At 37.2% G+C, this 19,754-nt stretch carries 15 protein-coding genes; all 15 read right to left on the bottom strand.

What is annotated here, in order from left to right; all coding sequences use genetic code 11:
- Positions 1–28: 28 nt before the first annotated feature.
- The gene (gene uvrB / locus RHP56_RS01935; RefSeq protein WP_281446926.1) at positions 29–2,038 is read right to left on the bottom strand and encodes an excinuclease ABC subunit UvrB; all 2,010 of its coding nucleotides are present in this window, start codon (positions 2,036–2,038) and stop codon (positions 29–31) included.
- Positions 2,039–2,154: 116 nt separating this feature from the next.
- On the bottom strand, positions 2,155–4,293 hold the full coding sequence (locus RHP56_RS01930) for an LTA synthase family protein (RefSeq protein ID WP_258984433.1): 2,139 nt from the start codon (positions 4,291–4,293) through the stop codon (positions 2,155–2,157).
- A 51-nt stretch (positions 4,294–4,344) separates the two neighbouring features.
- Positions 4,345–4,608 (bottom strand): YkuJ family protein, encoded by a 264-nt coding sequence (locus tag RHP56_RS01925; protein WP_004164725.1) that lies wholly within the window; start codon positions 4,606–4,608, stop codon positions 4,345–4,347.
- The gene (locus RHP56_RS01920) at positions 4,601–5,638 is read right to left on the bottom strand and encodes a lysylphosphatidylglycerol synthase transmembrane domain-containing protein (protein ID WP_011679251.1); all 1,038 of its coding nucleotides are present in this window, start codon (positions 5,636–5,638) and stop codon (positions 4,601–4,603) included. The genes RHP56_RS01925 and RHP56_RS01920 overlap by 8 nt, the downstream gene beginning before the upstream one ends.
- A gap of 9 nt (positions 5,639–5,647) precedes the next feature.
- Entirely contained in the window at positions 5,648–6,655 is a 1,008-nt protein-coding gene (locus RHP56_RS01915; protein ID WP_050884230.1) for an LTA glycolipid anchor biosynthesis glycosyltransferase, IagA/BgsA family, read from the bottom strand.
- Positions 6,656–7,882 carry a glycosyltransferase family 4 protein gene (locus tag RHP56_RS01910; protein WP_011679249.1) on the bottom strand — a complete coding sequence of 409 codons (1,227 nt, stop codon included), beginning with the start codon at positions 7,880–7,882 and terminating at the stop codon, positions 6,656–6,658.
- A gap of 178 nt (positions 7,883–8,060) precedes the next feature.
- Positions 8,061–9,842 carry an ABC transporter ATP-binding protein gene (locus tag RHP56_RS01905; RefSeq protein WP_025267765.1) on the bottom strand — a complete coding sequence of 594 codons (1,782 nt, stop codon included), beginning with the start codon at positions 9,840–9,842 and terminating at the stop codon, positions 8,061–8,063.
- Complete coding sequence (locus RHP56_RS01900) at positions 9,842–11,560, bottom strand: ABC transporter ATP-binding protein (protein WP_102753244.1); 1,719 nt, start codon at positions 11,558–11,560, stop codon at positions 9,842–9,844. Before RHP56_RS01900 ends, RHP56_RS01905 begins: the two co-directional genes overlap by 1 nt.
- A gap of 195 nt (positions 11,561–11,755) precedes the next feature.
- Positions 11,756–13,234 carry a sucrose phosphorylase gene (gene gtfA / locus RHP56_RS01895; protein WP_011679246.1) on the bottom strand — a complete coding sequence of 493 codons (1,479 nt, stop codon included), beginning with the start codon at positions 13,232–13,234 and terminating at the stop codon, positions 11,756–11,758.
- A gap of 2 nt (positions 13,235–13,236) precedes the next feature.
- Complete coding sequence (locus RHP56_RS01890) at positions 13,237–14,427, bottom strand: MFS transporter (protein WP_011679245.1); 1,191 nt, start codon at positions 14,425–14,427, stop codon at positions 13,237–13,239.
- Between the two features lie 198 nt (positions 14,428–14,625).
- Positions 14,626–15,282: a histidine phosphatase family protein gene (locus RHP56_RS01885; RefSeq protein ID WP_011679244.1), complete on the bottom strand. Its 657-nt coding sequence runs from the start codon at positions 15,280–15,282 to the stop codon at positions 14,626–14,628.
- Entirely contained in the window at positions 15,279–15,773 is a 495-nt protein-coding gene (locus RHP56_RS01880; protein WP_004164738.1) for an NUDIX domain-containing protein, read from the bottom strand. Before RHP56_RS01880 ends, RHP56_RS01885 begins: the two co-directional genes overlap by 4 nt.
- Position 15,774: 1 nt before the next feature.
- A complete protein-coding gene (locus RHP56_RS01875) occupies positions 15,775–16,428 on the bottom strand; it encodes a YfbR-like 5'-deoxynucleotidase (protein WP_004164739.1) in 654 nt (217 codons plus the stop codon).
- Between the two features lie 57 nt (positions 16,429–16,485).
- A complete protein-coding gene (gene mprF, locus RHP56_RS01870) occupies positions 16,486–19,020 on the bottom strand; it encodes a bifunctional lysylphosphatidylglycerol flippase/synthetase MprF (RefSeq protein WP_258984430.1) in 2,535 nt (844 codons plus the stop codon).
- Positions 19,007–19,741 carry an alpha/beta fold hydrolase gene (locus RHP56_RS01865; protein ID WP_011679241.1) on the bottom strand — a complete coding sequence of 245 codons (735 nt, stop codon included), beginning with the start codon at positions 19,739–19,741 and terminating at the stop codon, positions 19,007–19,009. Before RHP56_RS01865 ends, mprF begins: the two co-directional genes overlap by 14 nt.
- Positions 19,742–19,754 lie beyond the last annotated feature (13 nt).

The raw sequence follows: 19,754 nt of genomic DNA, 5'->3' as shown, positions 1-19,754 counted from the left end.
TTTCTCTTTTTCGTTTATATCAGTTCAATTAAAGATTAGCACGTGTTTTTAATTCCAATACCGTATCGCGTAACTGAGCTGCCTCTTCAAAGTCAAGTGCCTTAGCAGCCGCCTTCATTTGACTCGTCATATTATCCACAATAGACTGTTGCTCATCTTTAGGTAAGTCGTTAAACGCCACCTTTGTCAAATCAACAACTTTTTCTTCAGTAGCAGCATGTGTGACAGATATCAGGTCACGAATATCTTTCTTAATTGTTTTCGGTGTAATACCATGTTGCGTATTATATTGCATCTGAATTTCTCGCCTGCGGGCTGTTTCATCAATAGCTTCAAGCATGGATCTAGTCATCTTATCCGCATACATGATAACGTGTCCATTTTCATTACGTGCGGCACGGCCAATAGTTTGGATTAATGAACGTGGATTACGCAAAAATCCTTCTTTATCAGCATCCAATATAGCTACTAAGGATACTTCAGGAACATCAATCCCCTCACGCAATAAGTTAATACCAATTAAAACATCATATTTACCCAAGCGTAAATCACGGATAATTTCCGTACGTTCAAGTGTTTTGATATCCGCGTGCAAATAAGCTACTTTTATTCCCAAATCCTTCAAATAATCAGTTAGGTCCTCAGCCATACGTTTGGTTAACGTTGTGATAAACACACGTTCATCACGCTCCGATCGCTTCGTTATTTCCCCGACCAAGTCATCAATTTGTCCCATAACAGGTCGCACTTCAACTTCTGGATCAAGCAACCCCGTTGGTCGAATAATTTGTTGAATAACGTGTTTTGAATCGACACGCTCATTTTCATAATCACCAGGTGTCGCTGACATATAAATAATCTGGTTAACGTGTTTTTCGAATTCAGGAAGTTTTAATGGCCGATTGTCTAATGCGCTTGGCAAACGAAAGCCATAGTTAACCAACGTTTCTTTTCTAGCTTTATCCCCATTAAACATACCGCGAATTTGTGGCATGGTAACATGACTTTCATCAATAACAATCAAAAAATCATCTGGAAAAAAGTCAATCAATGTAAATGGTGGTTCACCCGCTTGACGACCATCCATCCAACGTGAGTAGTTTTCAATGCCGCCAACAAATCCCATTTCTTCGAGCATCGCCAAATCATACTCTGTACGTTGTTTAATACGCTGCGCCTCTAATAACTTACCTTCTTTTTTGAATAGCTCAACCTGAGTGTTCATTTCTTGACGGATACCGTCCAATGCCACTTGCATTTGGTCGTCATCGGTCATAAAATGTTTTGCTGGAAAAATAGCTACATGGTCACGTTCTGCTATTGTTTCTCCTGTCAAAGAATTAATTTCTCGGATACGATCAATTTCATCACCAAAAAATTCAATTCGCAAAGCCATTTCATCTTGGGAGGCAGGAAAAATTTCGATCACGTCACCACGAACACGAAACGTTCCACGATGAAAATCAATGTCATTACGAGTAAACTGCACATCAATCAAATCACGCATTAATTGATCACGCTCATATTCATATCCAACACGCAAACTGATAACATGATCCTTATATTGGTGCGGATCTCCTAAACCAAAAATAGAACTGACGGAAGCAACTACAATGACATCATTACGTTCAAGTAACGAACTAGTCGCGGAGTTTCGTAGTTTATCGATTTCATCATTCACAGCTGAATCTTTTTCAATAAACGTATCAGAACTTGGGACATAAGCTTCAGGCTGATAATAATCATAGTAAGAGACAAAATATTCTACTGCATTATTAGGAAAAAATTCTTTTAGCTCACCATATAACTGCCCAGCTAAAGTCTTATTGTGACTTAAAACCAACGTTGGCTTTTTTACTTCCTTAATGACATTTGAAATGGTAAATGTTTTACCTGTTCCCGTAGCTCCGAGTAATATCTGTTCTTTAATATGATTGTTGATTCCACCAACTAGTTTTTCAATGGCTTGTGGCTGGTCACCGGTTGGTTCATATTTAGACTTAATTTCAAATTCATGCTCTATCTGTCGCTCTATCATTGACGTTCTCTTTTCATAAATCTGCTCAGTATTATTTCACAATTAATACACTATCATCCCATTATAACAAAAAACGAACAAACGTTCTACATGAGCGTTTTGTTCGTTTTTTGTGACTACTTGTCATCGTCATCAGAATCTGTTTTTAATTCCGGTGCATCTGTGACATAGTCGCTAAGTGTTGATTTGCCTTTGTTCTTGGCTAATACACTCGAAGGATTAGACTTGAGTACTTTTTTAAGCGAAGCCAGTCCCTCTGTTTTTTTATAATTATAATTCTTTTTGTTAATAAGATTAAAATCAGAATTTGAAGTATCAAAGCGCAATAAGTCGCCTGTAATAACTGCATCGGAGTAACCCAAAACTTTGGTTGCATAAGCGGACATTTGTTTTGCCACTTTTTGCAACTTTTTATCTGATTTGAGCGTAACTTGATCACCAGTTTTAGTATTAAAATACTGGTTATTGTATTTCGTATACGTTGGCGTTATCCAATCACCATCACGGAAAACTACTTTACCATCGTACTTCGAGGATAGCATATCTTGTCCAAACATTGTCATATTATTATCTGGGATGCCAAGCACATCCATTAAAGTTGGCAACATATCAATTTCACCACCATATGTATGGTCAATACCACCTTTTAGCCCTGTCGCATGAATCATGAATGGCACTTTTTGGAAAGTAGCTAAATCATTGTTAGTAATTTTATCTTTACCAAGTAGCTGTGCAATAGCATCCTGATGATTTTCAGAAATTCCATAGTGATCACCATACAGCACAAATACAGAATTGTCATACAACCCAGCTTTTTTGAGATAACTCATCAGCTCAGCGAATGCCTGATCCAAATAGTGAGCAGTTTGAACATAACCATCAACAGTTTTGTCTCCAGTTTTTGTTGCTGGGAAACTGATATTTTGTTTATCCAAATCATATGGATAATGATTTGTTACGGTTATTAACTTCGCATAAAATGGTTGTGGGAGCTGTTCAATATACTTCGCACTATCTCGCAGAAAAATTTTATCTTTCATCCCATAACCAATGTTATAGTTTGCTTTGTTTGCATTAGCATAATAAGCTTTAGAGAAAAAGTAATTATAGCCAAATGATTTATAGGTATTATCACGATTCCAAAAACTTGCAACATCCCCGTGAAAGGCAGCAGTTGTATAGCCTCTTTGTCCTAAGATAGCTGGTAATGACTCAAACGTATTACTCGTACCATACTTGACCATAGCAGAACCTGTAGCCAAACCATATAGTGAGTTTTCTTGCATCATCTCCGCATCAGATGTCTTCCCTTGACCAACTTGGTTATAGAAGTTATCGAAACTTAGTGTGTTTTGGTCATGATAGAACTGGTTCAGGTTGGGTGTGACTTCCTGCCCATCAACTTTATAATCTATTAAGAACTGCTGAAATGATTCCAAATGAATCATAAAGACGTTCTTACCTTTTTGCGTACCATAATACTGAATATTGGCAGGCAGTTTTTGCGTAGCAACAAACTTTTTTACTTTAGCTAAATCGGATGGCTTTGCTCGCTTCCGGCTTTCAGTTTGATTATAAGTTTGTACAGCGTTAAATACAGCATATTCATTCAATCCTAAATATTTAACAATGTAATTATTATCAAACGAACGGGTCAACAAACCTGAACGATCCGTTGATGCGATGCCGTAATCTACTAACATCAAGATGACACCAAAAAGCGTCGTTAAAATAGCAAACTTTTTTTGAACGCCTTTATGATCAATCGTTAATTGCTTGAAAACCACTAGCAAGATTAAGATCACAATATCGATAAAGACAAGATAATCCGTCCAATGAATAATTGCCGCAATTGATTTACCAAGATTTGTTCCAGTTGAACTACCCGAACCCAAAATACCCATGGATAAGAAATCTGAAAATTCTCTGTAGTATAGCATATTCGCAAATAACCATATTGACTGAATCAAATTAAAAATAATTGCCAACCAATAACTGGTTACGCCACGAAAATACAAGGAAATACTTAAAAATATAATAGCCGTCGGGATGGGATTCAAAAATAGCAAAAATTGCTGCGTTGATCCTTCCACACCCAAATTAAAGTTCATGTGGTATTCAGCATACGTCTTCAACCACACAAGAACGACGTTTAATATGAAAAACCAAACTATTGGCGCCGATGTATCCATAGTTCGTTTAACTTGGTGCCAGAGGTTTCTGGGATTTGAGATTCGTTTTAATAAACTTATCATTTGTTATAAACGTGCCCGATAACATCCTAATAGCATGTGTTGGGCACCCTCCTAATAAATTAGTTTGAAATCATGTAAAACATCATAAATTTCAATTGCAACTAAATCAATATCATCAAACTGAAACTGTCGAATTTCACGATGTTCCTGAACTGTCCAGATCCTTGTCAATTGATCATACGTAACCTGTAAAGCTTCAATGCCAAAAGCATCAAATCGACGCGTTTGCACGCTGCCATCTGTTGAATCAATCATAGCACGTAACCGACTTAAAATTTGTTTCAAATCACTCGTATTGTATTTGTTGTCAAGCATTGTCACTCCTCCTATCATGGTGAGCAGGAATAAGGTAAGCAATTATCCCTGCAAAGATACCAAAATAATAAGTAATAAATCGCCAAAGTAAGATAACGAGAATCAATGTTGCTGGATTTTTAACAAAAGGTGAGAACAATAATTGAAAGCTAAGCTCTGCACCACCAACACCACCTGGGATTGGGAACAAGGAAATCACCATAACAATCATAATATTCATCGTTACAATCAGCCATGGATTGACAGACTGATAGCCGAAAGCACGTATGACAAAATAAGGTATCATATAGAACGTAATCAGTTGTAATGACGTAAAAAAAGTGGCGCCAACCAATGATTGCCAACTGCTAATTACGCGACGTGATTCGGTATGAAAATTATCAATCTTTTGCTTAACATTCGCAATTAATCGCTCAAAACGCTCGCGACGCATCATTTTTTTTACAACTATTGCCACTAAATCGACCAAGCGTAATGTTAACGATGGCCAAAACATAACCAATATAATACCAATAATTACTACAGCATGAATCGCTATGGCAAAGGGGATGAATGTTGCGAAAGTGGGATTAACCTGTTGATAAATAAAGTGTTCGGCAGAGACATAGCCTATTATAAAGAATACCACAACAACAATTTGATAGACTAAAAACTTCATGAGAATAACAGACATCGCCCGCCCAGTTTCTACTCCAGATCGCGATAAACCATATAGTTGTGCCGGCTGGCCTCCAGTAGCAAATGGCGTGACTCCTGTTCCCAATAAGTTTAGTAGCGGAACTCTTAATAAGGATAAAACCGAGGTATGGCGCCGATCTTCTTTGCTCAATAAGGCCCTTGTAGCAGCCGCCTCAAGGAAAATTGATATAATCATCGTGAACAGGCCAAACAGTAACCAATGCCAATCCAGATTTTCCAACGCCACGGACAGTTGGTGTCCTTTACCACTTAATTCTTTTGTTAAAAAATAAACGACAATAGCCGTCAGAACAACAACGATAATCATTGATACTCTATCACGTTTGAACATCGCGATTACTCACCCTTCTAACACCATTTTATATACCGCCTGTAATTGTTTTCCAATTTCAGGTAGGTCACGTGTTTGGGCTAATTTATAGCCTGATTCACTTAAATTTGGTGATTCCCCAGTTAAAATTTTTTGCATTTTGATTTCAAACTCATCGAAATCACGGGCTTTATAGCTATTTACCCCATCCTGTAACCATTTTTTATATACTGGAATGTCACGAACCAAAACCTTTTGCTTGGAAGCTAAAGCTTCTAGTACCACAATGCCTTCCGTTTCTTCGTAAGAAGGATACAAAAACAAATCTGCACCTTGAAAAGCACCACGAATGACATCCCCAGTAATATATCCAGGAAAAATTAAATTTCGTGGATGATTACCTTTTATCAAACGACTTATCTTATTAGGTACTAATCGTAAATCAGTGTAGCCAAACCAAATAAAAACATGCTCAGGATGCCTTTTTGCTAGTTCAACGAAGTCTAAAATACCTTTTCGCTCAAAGAAAAGCCCCACGCTCATAATCACTTTTTGATCATCTGCCAAGTCAAAGTATTCACGAAACTTTTTTATTTTATCATCATCATGCTGATATTTTTCTAGGGGAATACCATTAGAAATAGGAATAATCGGTTGATTTAAACGGTATCCACGTAGTAACTGCTTCGAATAAGGTGTTGGCGTAATAATCGCATCAGACTTACTATAAAGCGATACTAAGTATCGTTTAAATAACGGGGCAATGGTATTAGAACCAGTAAAGGAATTCCGAAAATCTTCATAAGTTGAATGACCGTGGTAAACAACTTTTTTACCCAATTTATGTGCCTTATTGACCATATGATGGCTATTCACACCGTATGTATTAATATGCAGTACATCGTAATCAAGGGACTTGGTATCAGTAGTTACTTCAACATCTGTGTAAGATAAGGCTTCTTTTTGTAACTTTAACGCACGTCCAATACCAGACTTAGCTATTAAATTTTGATTTTCAAAATAAAGTAAAACTTTCAATTAATTTCTCCTGAATGGATTACGTAAGATACGTTTCATATATCCCACCTCTTCATCATTGGGATACTCATCTTCCACGTCGCTAGCATGATAACTGGCCAAAATATCATCATAAAATGCTAAAACACGTGTTGCAAAGGTGTTTGCATCCACGTCTTTCATTTTTTTATGCCGATAGGCAATATCTTCTTCTGTATTTGGTCGTTTAAGATATTTTGTGATACCTGCTAGTAGTTCATCATAATCGCTCACCAACGTACCAATAGCTTCATTATCAACTAAATTATCTAAGTAAGGTGAATGTATAGCCACAAATGGTCTATCTGCTGCCATCGCCTCAATAAATGTTAATCCTTGAGTTTCAGTATCTGAAGAACTTACAAACACATTCGACATCTTATAATAATCAAAGATGTCATCATGATTGACCATCCCTGTGAATATTATTTTGTCTTCAAGCGCTAGTTCTTCGACCTGCTCTTCTAAAGATTTACGTGCTGGACCATCACCAGCAATTACTAAACGTGCTTCGGGTATTGTCTGTAATACTTCAGAAAATACGGAAATTGTCACACTAATATTCTTTTCAAACGCTAAGCGTCCCAGCGACAGAACAATAGGCTGCAATTCAGAAAAGTGATACTTTTCTCGTAAGTTAGTTTGTTTCGTACCATGCTCTGGTAAACAAACACCTGTCGGAATAACTCTCATAGGCACGGTCACACCGTAACGACGAAGCGTATCTTGAACGAGATTTGACGGCGCAATAACACCTGCCATACTAACCATATATCCCTTCATAATACGCCCCACACCATGCGGTCCAATCAACATCCCCTTAGCAAAATAATGGGTGTAGTCTTCATACATCGTATGATAGGTGTGGACAGCAGGAATTTTTAACTGTCGCGCCACAAATTTACCCATTAAACCTAAAGAGAATTCTGTTTGGGTATGTACAATGTCGAGTTGTACAGATTTGGCAATTTCAACAGCTTGAATCAAGCCACGAAATGCTAGTCGACGATCTTTAAATCCAAGATATGGGAGGCTTGAAAAACGATAAATATGCGATTCAAATTTATTTTTAGGTACCTTGGGGTCAGTAGATGTAAAAATATAAACTTCGTGCCCCTGACTTTCAAGTGCTTCTTTAAGTGTCTTAATCGAAGTCGCAACTCCACTGACTTGTGGAAAGTACGTGTCCGTAAACAAACCAATGTTCATTGTTTTCTCCAATGTTCAAAAATATACAAATTTTCTATAAAAGCAATACTGCTATTATAACATTTTACGTAAAAATGGTCGAATACTGATGCAATTGTTCTTCACGAAAAAAAAACAACAAATCATTTTCCATCCTTTATAACACAGGACTTCAAACTATTTGTTGATTTTTACTATGTTAATCAAATACCATTTGATTATGGTACAATTCTGAATAAAATCCGCCTTCAGCAACTAATTCTTGATGCGAGCCCTTTTCAATAACTCGACCATCTTTAAGAACAACAATTTTATCAGCACCCAGTATTGTTTTCAATCGGTGCGCAATAACAAAACTCGTACGTCCAGCAATAACATTATCCATCGCCGCTTGGATTTTTGCCTCTGTCACCGTATCTACATTAGATGTTGCTTCATCTAATATTAAGAAATCCGGATTAGTCAAAATTGTGCGGGCGATTGATAATAATTGTTTTTGACCTGTTGAAAAGACCGAATTTTCGTCATCTACTTTGGTCTGATAACCTTCTGGAAGTGTCATAATAAAGTCATGGATGTTCGCCTGCTTGGCAGCATCAATCATTTCTTCTTCGGTAGCATCTGGCTCACCAAATTTAATATTATCTGCGACAGTACCACTAAATAATACTGATTCCTGTAACACAATGCCAACATGATCACGTAAAGACTTCAAGTCTAACTGACGAACGTCGGTGCCATCAAACTTTACGGATCCTTCAGTCACATCATAAAATCGATTCAATAAGTTCATGACCGTTGTCTTTCCTGAGCCGGTCGGACCAACAAGGGCTATCATTTCCCCTTTTTTAACGTCAATTGAAACACCGTGAAGAATTTCTTTGTCATCATTGTATCCAAAGTGAATATTTTCTAGGGTAACACCCGACTTTAAATTAGTTAATTTCTGACCACTTTCGGGGTTAACTTCTTCAGCTTGTTCATGGACATCGCTCAAGCGTCTTGCACCAGTAACAGCTAACTGCAACATATTATAAATAGATGTAATTTGTGTGATTGGTTGGTAATACTGTTGTGAATAGTTAACAAACACCACAATTAATCCCAAACCAACCGACTTATCCATACCGTCATGAACAATTAACCATGACCCAAAGAAAATCACAATAGCTAAGTTCAACAATGACAAGCCTTGCATTAGAGGAAACAGCATACCAGAATACATCTGTCCTTTAAAAGTAGCTTGCTTCACTCGTTCATTATACGGACCAAAATTAGCGATTGATTCTTGTTGCAATCCTTGCGTAATAATAATCTTCTCACCATTGATTTGCTCATTAATATAACCATTCATGCGGCCAGTTTCATCTTGCTGCGTGTCAATATATTTTCTAGCACGACTGATTACAAACCAGGCGACAATAATAGCAACTGGTGTTGAAGCCATAGTTACCCATGCTAATTTGACGTTCTGCTGAAACATCATAATAATGATACCAACAAACAAAGCGAATTGTGATAAAAGTTGGAAAATGGCCTGGTTCATCGCGTTAAAAATATTATCTAAATCAGACGTAAACAAAGATAAAATTTCGCCATCTTGATGCGTGTCAAAATATTTAATCGTCATCCGTTGCAATTTAGCAAATAGACCAATTCTCATCCGGCCTGATGCCTCTGAACTAATACGACTAGATATAAAACTAGAAATGAACATTGTTACTGCAGTTAAAGTAAAGAAAATCATCATTGCTTCCAGCGCATGATAGAAAGGTGTTTTGCTAGCAACAGCATGCGTTTGAGGATTCAAGTATTGACCTAAATAAGTCGATAATTCTGTAATTGCCTTTCCCATATACACTGGTGCTTTAACTTGGAAATAAGTTGAGGCTATTGTCACAACAACTACGAAAGACAATGCTAACCAATAACGCTTAAGATACTTTGCAAAATATTTAATTGCGTGTTTAATATCTGTCATTATTCTGCCCCTTTCGCTTTCTGTGTTTGATAAATTTCAGCATAGACCGGTGAAGTTTCAAGCAACTCGTGATGTGCACCGATGCCTACTACCTTACCCTCATCCATTACTAAAATGCGGTTGGCATGAATAACTGAACTGATTTTTTCAGCAATTACAATTGTTGTCGTTCCTTTTAATTCCTGGTCAAGTGCTTCTTGAACCAGCTTTTCGGATCGAGCATCTAAAGCCGATGTTGAATCATCTAAAATCAATATTTTAGGACTACCAACAACACCTCTTGCTATAGAAAGACGTTGTTTTTGACCACCGGAAAAATTGGCAGAACGCTCTTCAACAATGTGGTCAAAATTATCTTCATAACGATTAACAAACTCCGCAGCCTGTGCAATTTCAACAGCTTTTTGGAAATCCTTTTCATTAGCGTCTTTTTTACCTTGACGCAAATTTGCTGCAATCGTACCACTAAACAATATGGCCTTTTGTAGAACAAACGAAACCGCAGCTCGCAACGACTTTTCGTTTACTGATTTGAGATCCACACCACCAACAGCTACCACACCTTCAGTAGGATCATACAATCTTGGGATTAATTGGGCAAGTGTTGTTTTACCTGATCCAGTTGCACCAACGATACCGATCATCTCACCTGCTTTGATATCAAACGATACGTTTTTCAAAGCTGGTTTAGTATCTCCAGGATAGGTGAAAGAAACATTTTTGAATGAAATATTTCCATTCAAATCACGATCAGGCGCATCTTGAGCGTACGTTAAGTCTGGAGTCGTATCTAAAATTTCTTTAATACGTCTTAGCGAGACAAAACCACGAGATGCAAAGGTAGCCATCATACCACCAATCATAATGGCAAAGAATATTTGCATTAAGTAAGAAGTAAAAGAAGCAATCGCAACTAAATCATTGGGATGTTTGACAACATCGCGACCTACGAATAAAATAGCTGTACCGATAGCAACATAAGATATCAACATGAACATCGGCATCATAGTCGAAAATAAATAGCCAACAGTCGTGTTGACATGCGTCAACTCATTGGAATTATCCGTAAAACGGTTTGTTTCATTTTTTTCTTGGTTAAAAGACTTGACAACACGAACACCCTGAAGATTTTCCTTGGCCAACGTATTCGTCTTATCAATTAATGTTTGAATTTTGGAGAAAAACTTCCCCATTTGTTTAAAAATTACTTGCGAAGATACAAAAATCAGTACAACCATTAAAATTACAATCCACCATAAACGTGGCAATGTAATCAATGCCAAAATAAAGGCTCCAACAAACAATATTGGAATACGTGTCAAAGACTGTAAAATCATCATGATTAATTGCTGCACTTGATTGACATCATTTGTCATACGGACAACCAAGTTACCCGCTGAAAATTTTTCAATATTACCAAATGAAAATGATTGTATTTTTTTATACTCGTGTGCACGAATATCTGCAGCAATCGCCTGTGAAACTTTGGAGGCAAAAATTGTATTAATTACACCAGCAACCAATCCGATTAAAGCTAAAAATAACAGTTGAAATCCGTAAGCAACAACCTTATTTTGATCATCAGCGATAATTGCTTTCATAACTTGCTGAAGCAATCGTGGTTGCCACAATGATGCAACAGCCATTATCACCACCGCAATAATTGAAAACATAATATCACGAGCATAAGGCTTTGCATGTTCTTTTAAAATTTGCATTTCATTTCCTCTTTCAAGACATTAAAAACTAATATTACGCTATCGAATACTATTTTTCAACTATTTAACACGCAACTAGTATAGGAAAGATTACTTTGCCTGTCAATGTAAAATATACCAATTATTCCCTATTTTTAAGTACATAAAAAACCAGTACTCTTCGTACTGATTTTTTAATCATTCATATATTTAAAATTACAATTGTTGCTTATCAGCTTCTGTGTTGGCTAAGATTTCTTCACCATTTGCAGTGATTGTGAATGTCTTATCGGCAGCGTTGGCAACCAAGACTGCAACATTTTCACCAGACTTATCCTTACGAGTAATCTTGATAGTTGTATCAGATGGTGTTTCAACGTCAATTGATCCGTCCAAATCAAATGCAGCAAAGTTGTTACGCCATGACAAAAGCTTCAACAACTTAGCAACAACTGGGCGCTTAACTTCTTCCTTAACTTCATCAACTGAGTAGTAATGACGGTTGATGTTACGACCTTCTTTTGAAGATTCAAGTAATTCAATATCATTTTCACCGGCCAACAAACCAACATAGTAGATTTGTGGAATACCAGGAGCGAACACTTGGAAGATACGGCTTAGCAAGTACGCAGCATCATCATTTCCCAAAGCTGAGTAATATGTTGAGTTGATTTGGTAGATATCCAAGTTGTTGTATGAAGCAGAAGAGTAAGTCTTCTTCACGTTAGCACCAACTTTGTATAACTCTTCAGATGCATAATCAATTTCTTCATCAGTCAAGACGTCACGCGCATCAACAACACCTATACCGTCGTGCGTATCCAAAGTAGTAAATTGCTTCATTGGTGACATCTTCAACCATTTAGCCAATTGATTTGTTTTACCTGAATACAATGTATAAAGTGTCGTCATTGGCAAAGCAAAATCATATGTGAAGTAACCATGATCATTGATCTTCTTAGGAATTGAATAGTGTTCATGGATTTCTGGCAAAATTTCGGCCTTCAAAGGTGTCAAAATTTCACGAACCTCGTTCAATGTGTCCCAGATTTCAGGTTCAACGAAGAAGTCATTTGTATCAACTTTTTTAACAGCGTATGCAAAGGCATCCAAACGAATCAAGTTAGCTCCATGCTTCACCATGTCTTCAAGCGTTGTCTTGATAAATTCTTTAGCGATAGCTGAGTTTACATCGATATCAATTTGTTCATCACCAAATGTGTTCCACAAGTTTTCAGTTGTACCATCATCAAAAGTAATTTCTTGAGTTGGTGCCTTATCCTTACGCTTGTAAATCAAGTCAACATCGGCTTGTGTTGGACGGTTTTCACCAGCCTTGGCCCAGAACTTTTCCCAGCGAATGAAGAAATCCTTATATTTTGATTCATCATGATTCTTCTTGAAATCTTGATACATAACAGATTCACGTGAAATATGGTTAATCATGAAATCAAACATCAAGTAATATTCTTCACCTAATGCTTCTACATCACTCCAATCACCAAATGCTGAATCAACACGTGTGTAATCAGAAGGTGCAAAACCGCGGTCTCCCGTTGATGGGAAAAATGGCAACAAGTGAACACCACCAATTGCATCACCAATATCTTCTTTCAAGACTTTGCGAACATCCTTCAAGTTTTTACCCAATGAATCAGCGTATGTGATGAGCATTGCTTTATTTTGAATTTCCATAGTTATTTCTCCTGTTTTCTATTAGTTATAACTGTAATAATTGCGATAATAAGAAGTACCGAACCCAGATATGGAATAGTAGCATATGCTGAAGAAGCAGCGCTACCACCACCATGACCAATCATCTTTGCAAAAGCTGCAACTACAATCGGTTCAATGAATACACCAACGTTAAATCCGATTAATATGATTGACGTTACCAATGACTGACGTGCAAGTGGTGCCAACTTTGGTAATTGATTAAAAATAAATGGTGAAATTAATTGTAGGGGGAATCCTATTAATAAAACCCCTAAAATCAACATACCAAAGTTACCATTTGAAAATGCGACCAAGAAATTTGAAATCGCCATTAATACTAATCCAATTTGTAATGTGAAACGACCAAACTTTGCCATAAACCAACCATATGTTACACCACCAATTGTTGCTGCAATCAGCATAGCTGACAATATTGGTGAGGTATTGTATCCGTCGCCCTTCAAGTCAGCCGCCATAAATGGAAAGCTAAGTTGAATGGCCATATAATCAATAACAAGGAAAGCAGCAAAGAATGTCAGTACCAATACCAATGGACTAATACGAGTTACCTCTTCTACCTGTGTACTGTCCGTCGTTTCTGTCTTAAGCGGTGTCATTTCTGATGTATCAGGAACCCGCTTAATGAACAAGAACAAAATCGGAAATGCAATTAGGTATACCAAAAATGTTGCGTGCCAACCAAACGCTAACAACAATCCTGCTAACAATGTTAATACAGCTTGTCCAACTTGTTCAGCAGCTGCACGGTATCCAAGCATCGAAGAACGTGTTTTTCCGTTGTACATCACAGCAATCATGGACACTGCCAGTGAGTTGAAAATACCAAATCCAGCACCTAACACCGTTCGTGATGCTAAAATGATCACATATGAATCGGTAAAAAATGGTATCATTCCAGCAATTCCGACCAATGTTACACCTAAAATGATTGTATTTTTATCACCTAATTTAGCAGCTATAAAGCTACTCAAAAGAACAAAAATAGTCACAGTAATAGAAGGTGTAGTGGCCAGCACTTGCGCTTCGGTGGATGAAATATGCAACGCCTCTGTCATTTGTGGCAATGCGCCGTTAATAGCGTATGCACTTGTCAAGACAAATGAAATGCCCAAAAAAGCAATTTTAGTGAGCAGGCTATCTTGTTTAACCATATTATCTCCTTCAATTATGATAATCGCTTACCATAATATTGTAACCGGTTCCACCATAAAATGTCAATCGTTTAATACAATTTTTGTGAAGAAAATAACGAGTATGTTTTCTGAAACAACAATGAAAACATTATCATTAAACGATTTGTTTGGCTAAATTTAATCCTTAAAAAAATATAAAATATTAACCATATTTTATCAAAATACGGTGTTAACATCATTAAAAAGTTCCACTTGCAAACCGTCGTCATCAAGATTGAAAACTGCCACAGCACCATTTTTTGGTCTTTCGGCCCCGAGAAAATGGCCATAGTGCTGTGCCAAATTACCAATGAGCTGACCGTGCGTAACTAACAAGACATTAGCATTGGCTTTTTGTGTCATCAGGAGTTTTTCCAATGCAGCGTCTATTCTTTGCCAAAAACGTGTGGCGTTCTCACCTAGATGCTCTGGATCCACTTCGTAAATTTTATTCATAATCGCTGTCATGTCTTGAACTTCTGCAGCAATAGCATCTGGTGTGCCTTTATTTACGCCAAATTCTTTAGCCACAGCACCCCACATCACATCATTACTACCACCCTCAAAGCTACCGAAAAAGTATTCACGCCACTCTGGTGTAATTTGTAGCTTAGTATGCTCGTGGATATTTTCAGCTAGGATATATTCTGCCGTATGCATAGCACGTGAAGTATCAGAAGAAAAAGCTACGTCAAAAGCTACGTTTTTTAATCTTTTCCCAGCTTCCTGGCCATCTTTTTCACCTTTCTTGGTTAGCGGTGTATCAGCCCATCCCTGCACTTTGTTTAATGTATTAAATATGGTCTGACCATGACGTACAACATAAAGTTTCATTCGTTTTTCTCCCTCATCCAAGGTTGTTCACTAATCTCGTTTTGCGTCAATATAAGATGCATTGTTTTTTGTGCTTGTGGGACGAACATTTTAGGTTCTGGATGAACAGGCACAAATTGTAAATCAAGCGTTTCAGTACCATCTTTCAACATCTCACCACCAACATGCTCAACTTCAAAACCAATTCCAATGGTTTCTTGCGCATCACCCCAAGAATTTTTTTTAACCTCATTTGTGGCGATCCCTAACATACGAGTAACTTTAACATCAAGGTTAGTTTCTTCTTTAAATTCTCGTGTAACAGCCTGCATTGGTGAGTCGCCATACTCAAGATAACCACCAGGGAAGCCCCAGCCTTCATCGGAGTCCCAACGTTTTTCTAGTAATATTGCGTCATGTGCGTCGTTCCACAATACGCCAAATGCAGAGACAAATATCATGCCTTCGTGCCCAACTTTTTCACGCATGCGCGCAATGTAATTTTTTTCCATATTAATTATTAACCACCTCGGCAAAATCAGGTAACAAACTTTTAGCTAGGTCAAACAATAAATCCTTATGAATGAAATCTTCCTTAAAAACTTCTGGTAATATTTCTTTTGCCAAATACTTCACACTGGCCATATCTTTAAATTCGGCGAGCGCTTCCAAGCTGCTTTGAAAAATATTCACAAAAACGGGTTCAGGGTTAAACTTTTCTAATTCACCGTATGCTTCATAGAGAAGATCAATTTTATCAGAAATAGATAAAATTTTGCCCTCAATCGTGTCATCTTTCCCTTCGCCTAGGCGTCGTGTGTATGCGGCTTGAAATTGTTCAGGAATTTCTGTTTTAATAAAGTTTTCAGTCATTGATTCTTCAACATCAGCTAACATGGAACGCAATGTTGACGTCGCATATTTCACTGGCGTTTTAATGTCGCCGATAAATCTTTCTGTATAATCGTGATTTAAAGCTTTTTCATAAACTGATTTCCAATTAATTTGAGCGCCATTTTGTTCCTCGACATCGGCTAAAAATTGAGCAATTTGAGTTACTTTCCATGAATGTGCCGCTACACTATGGGGCTGGTATTTAAAAAAACCTGGAGCTCGGTTAATGAGTTCAAGCTGACTCATTCCCATGAAATATTGATGCATTGCCATTAACTATCAGAACATTTAGCAAATTATAACGCTATCCTAAATGTTTTTCCTCCTATTTTAATTGCTTCTAGTATATCTCATATCGCTTTTTGGTGCATGTTTCACTCCTTTGTTGTCTATTTTCAGCAATCCAAACATAACGGCAATAATGCTACTTTTTCTTGAGTAGCCAATGTACATAGGTTGCCAAACTTTGGTAAATTTATTTTTATAATGATGCAATCCTTCAAAGGAATAAACCTTTGAACCAAATTGATAGACCAAATTAGCCAAGCGCTCACGTCCAAAACTTTGACGATGCTGGCCAACATTAGCCAAAGGTGACATACCTAAATTAAATATTTTAAAATGCCGCTGTTTAGCATAATCAAATACGTTGACGAATAAAACATCCATGACACCATTCGGAGCAGCATGCGTAAATCTCATTAAGTCAACTGTCATTTGTTGTTCTGTATATGAAGTCACTAACGTTGCAAACGCTTCGATTTGTCCTTCTTTTTCAAGTACAGCTATTGGACCACGCTGCAAATAATTTTCATCAAAGAATCCGAGTGAATATCCTTTTTCTTCACGTCCAGCAAGCCATTCATCACTAATTAGTTGCATTTGCTGCAACACGTCATGCTTAAATGGTGGTTCTAATACCTTGAATTTGAAACCAGCACGCGTTGCTTGATTCATTTCTGAACGAATATTCTGCATTTTTTTACCAGCAGTCGAAAAATCATCAAGAATAACTAATGCTTCCTCACCAAGTTTAAAAAAATCATAACCAAATTCATGAGCCATCATGGCAATGTTTTCGCTAATTTCATAAAAAACTGGCATATAACCAAGTACGTCCGCTTCGTTTACAAATTGCTCCATCGCAGCAGCAAAGTACTTTTCGTTCCCAAAAGGGTCCCCCATAACCATCGCCTTGTTGTTAATAATTCGAAACTGAATACCCACAACATCTTCATCATCAATTCGATAAAAATATAGTCTTTTATCCCCCAAAAAAACGAGATTAGTGTAGTGATTATCACCAATAGTCAGAACTTTGTTCACTCTTGCTTCATCTAACCCCACACCAAGCGGGATCTGCTGTGAATGCAAAAATTTAGACAAAGCTAAACCAGAAACAGAGACAACACTGATAATAATAAGACCTACGTACCACCAATGCATGGATGGCATGTTGCCAACATGAGGAAAATGGCGATGAATTGGAGGTAGATTAACCACGCCCAAAGCCAAATAACTAATAATTAGCGTCGCCCAAATCAGAAAATCCACAGCCTGCTCTTCCCAAGAGTGAATAAATTGCTTTCTATACAGAGACTTTTTACTAAATAACACCGCTATCAAAATAACGGCTATAAAAAACAACGGTGCCACATACTGATAAAAGAAAAATACGTATGTAGCTACTAGCAATAAGACAACAATAGTCGCCCCATAAGCGCGTTGTACACGATTAGCAATGCCACGTGCACTAATTAGGATCAAAAAACCAAATAAAATATTGGGTAATTGGTTGATTAAAGTATATGTGACCGGCCAAGAACGTAGGTGATTAAAAACAAATATTTGTTCTGCAACTTTGGGCATCGTCCCTGCTAAGACAAGCAACATACCAGATAAATAGAGTATAATAATCAAAAATTGGTGAACAACTGATTGGGCAACATAATGCGGTACACCTCGAAAACTAGCATTGATTCGTTTAGAAATACGTAAAAACAAAAGAGCCACAGCGCTCAATAAAGGAAACAAATTATAACTAACACGATATAATATGAGCCAAATAAAACTATCCACACGAGCTACATCAAAAAACGACAACATAATAATAATCGCAACGTCAAACGAACCCCAAGTTCCGGGTGTCATGGTAATCAGAGCAATTGCACTAGAAATAATAAAACTAAGTATGATTTCTGAAGGACCAATATCAATGTCAATAATACGACCTATTAATATAAACAACCCCACTTGAGCGGACAGCGTAATAACTGAGTTAATTATGAAACGTGCAACAACTGTGCTGTTCAAACTTTGCCAAATATTTATCCGCTTACTAAAGGAAACAATTATCCCTATGATAGCCACTAAAATAAACAGGGCTAACCACACTAATTGTTCAGTTAATTGTTTATTGGCATCTAATATTAAAATGACAAAAGCAACGACAGTTGCGAAGAGTAGACCACTTTGACCGAGTATGTACATTTGTATATACGGCTTAATCGGCTTTTGTTTTGGTTGATCATTATAAAAAATACGTCGTAAAAATACACTTAAAATACCAATAAAACCAGCATTTAAGTTAAAAACATTAACTAACCACGCACGCTGTAACACTTCACTCGTAGTTAGTTCGTAGCCTTGCCATTCGCGCAAAATAAGATCATTGAATAACGTTGGCATGATCACCAAAAATCCAGCTAGAAGTAGCAATACCATTTGCCACCAAGCAATATCATTCATTGTCGACAATATTGCATGCCACGTGATTTCTCGTGTCATAATGAACAGCTGAGTAATCAGCACCAACGTAATAACTAATATAATTAACTTTGATAAAACGTGATTAATGCCCTTCATGCTTTCCCCCAAGTAAAAATGGTGTAATCAACTGTGCAAACTTCCGCGGATTTGTGTAGGTTACGAAATGCCCATGCCCACGCAGAATCATAACTTTGGCAACCGGCATAATTTTGGAAATACTTTCAATGTGTTGCCGTTTAACGATATCAAATTGCCCAATAACAAATAATATCGGTATTGTTAACACCTTTAATTGTGCCCGTGTAATATCCAATGGTTCACTCATGACATGTAGTTGCATATGACGGCGACGAGCTTTCTGACTAATTGGTGAAAATAATTCAGTTCCAAATCGTGCAATAGCATCCCCCCACCATAAAATACGATAAACACCATCTGCTGTTACATTAGGTGCGTTCAAAACCATTCTAGAAACATGATTCTGATTTTCAACGGCATATTTCAATGCAATATTAGCGCCATCACTATAACCAACTATGATTATTTTATCGATAGACAGCTCTCGTCTCAATTCATCGATATCACGAATCACATCTGCCATATCAATAGATTTTTTAGTATTGGTGGAACGACCGTGTCCTCGAGAATCTATTGCAATAACGTGAAAGTACGCTGTATAACTGGGTAATTGACGTTTAAAATAGTGGGCTGAGCTACCATTACCATGTAATAAAAAAACAGTCTTCAACTGATCATTACCGTATTCATCATATACAATTTTTGTACCATCCGACATAACTTTTGTGACTGTTTTCATATTTTCTCCATAA

Source organism: Leuconostoc sp. C5 (assembly GCF_056530425.1).
This window is presented reverse-complemented; position numbering and strand designations above follow the sequence as displayed.

Excerpts from the sequence above, each read along its gene's own strand:
- uvrB (WP_281446926.1), bottom strand. The coding sequence starts at position 2,038 with ATGATAGAGCGACAGATAGAGCATGAATTTGAAATTAAGTCTAAATAT.
- RHP56_RS01930 (WP_258984433.1), bottom strand. The coding sequence starts at position 4,293 with ATGATAAGTTTATTAAAACGAATCTCAAATCCCAGAAACCTCTGGCAC.
- RHP56_RS01925 (WP_004164725.1), bottom strand. The coding sequence starts at position 4,608 with ATGCTTGACAACAAATACAATACGAGTGATTTGAAACAAATTTTAAGT.
- RHP56_RS01920 (WP_011679251.1), bottom strand. The coding sequence starts at position 5,638 with ATGTTCAAACGTGATAGAGTATCAATGATTATCGTTGTTGTTCTGACG.
- RHP56_RS01910 (WP_011679249.1), bottom strand. The coding sequence starts at position 7,882 with ATGAACATTGGTTTGTTTACGGACACGTACTTTCCACAAGTCAGTGGA.
- RHP56_RS01905 (WP_025267765.1), bottom strand. The coding sequence starts at position 9,842 with ATGACAGATATTAAACACGCAATTAAATATTTTGCAAAGTATCTTAAG.
- RHP56_RS01900 (WP_102753244.1), bottom strand. The coding sequence starts at position 11,560 with ATGCAAATTTTAAAAGAACATGCAAAGCCTTATGCTCGTGATATTATG.
- gtfA (WP_011679246.1), bottom strand. The coding sequence starts at position 13,234 with ATGGAAATTCAAAATAAAGCAATGCTCATCACATACGCTGATTCATTG.
- RHP56_RS01890 (WP_011679245.1), bottom strand. The coding sequence starts at position 14,427 with ATGGTTAAACAAGATAGCCTGCTCACTAAAATTGCTTTTTTGGGCATT.
- RHP56_RS01885 (WP_011679244.1), bottom strand. The coding sequence starts at position 15,282 with ATGAAACTTTATGTTGTACGTCATGGTCAGACCATATTTAATACATTA.
- RHP56_RS01880 (WP_004164738.1), bottom strand. The coding sequence starts at position 15,773 with ATGGAAAAAAATTACATTGCGCGCATGCGTGAAAAAGTTGGGCACGAA.
- RHP56_RS01875 (WP_004164739.1), bottom strand. The coding sequence starts at position 16,428 with ATGGCAATGCATCAATATTTCATGGGAATGAGTCAGCTTGAACTCATT.
- mprF (WP_258984430.1), bottom strand. The coding sequence starts at position 19,020 with ATGAAGGGCATTAATCACGTTTTATCAAAGTTAATTATATTAGTTATT.
- RHP56_RS01865 (WP_011679241.1), bottom strand. The coding sequence starts at position 19,741 with ATGAAAACAGTCACAAAAGTTATGTCGGATGGTACAAAAATTGTATAT.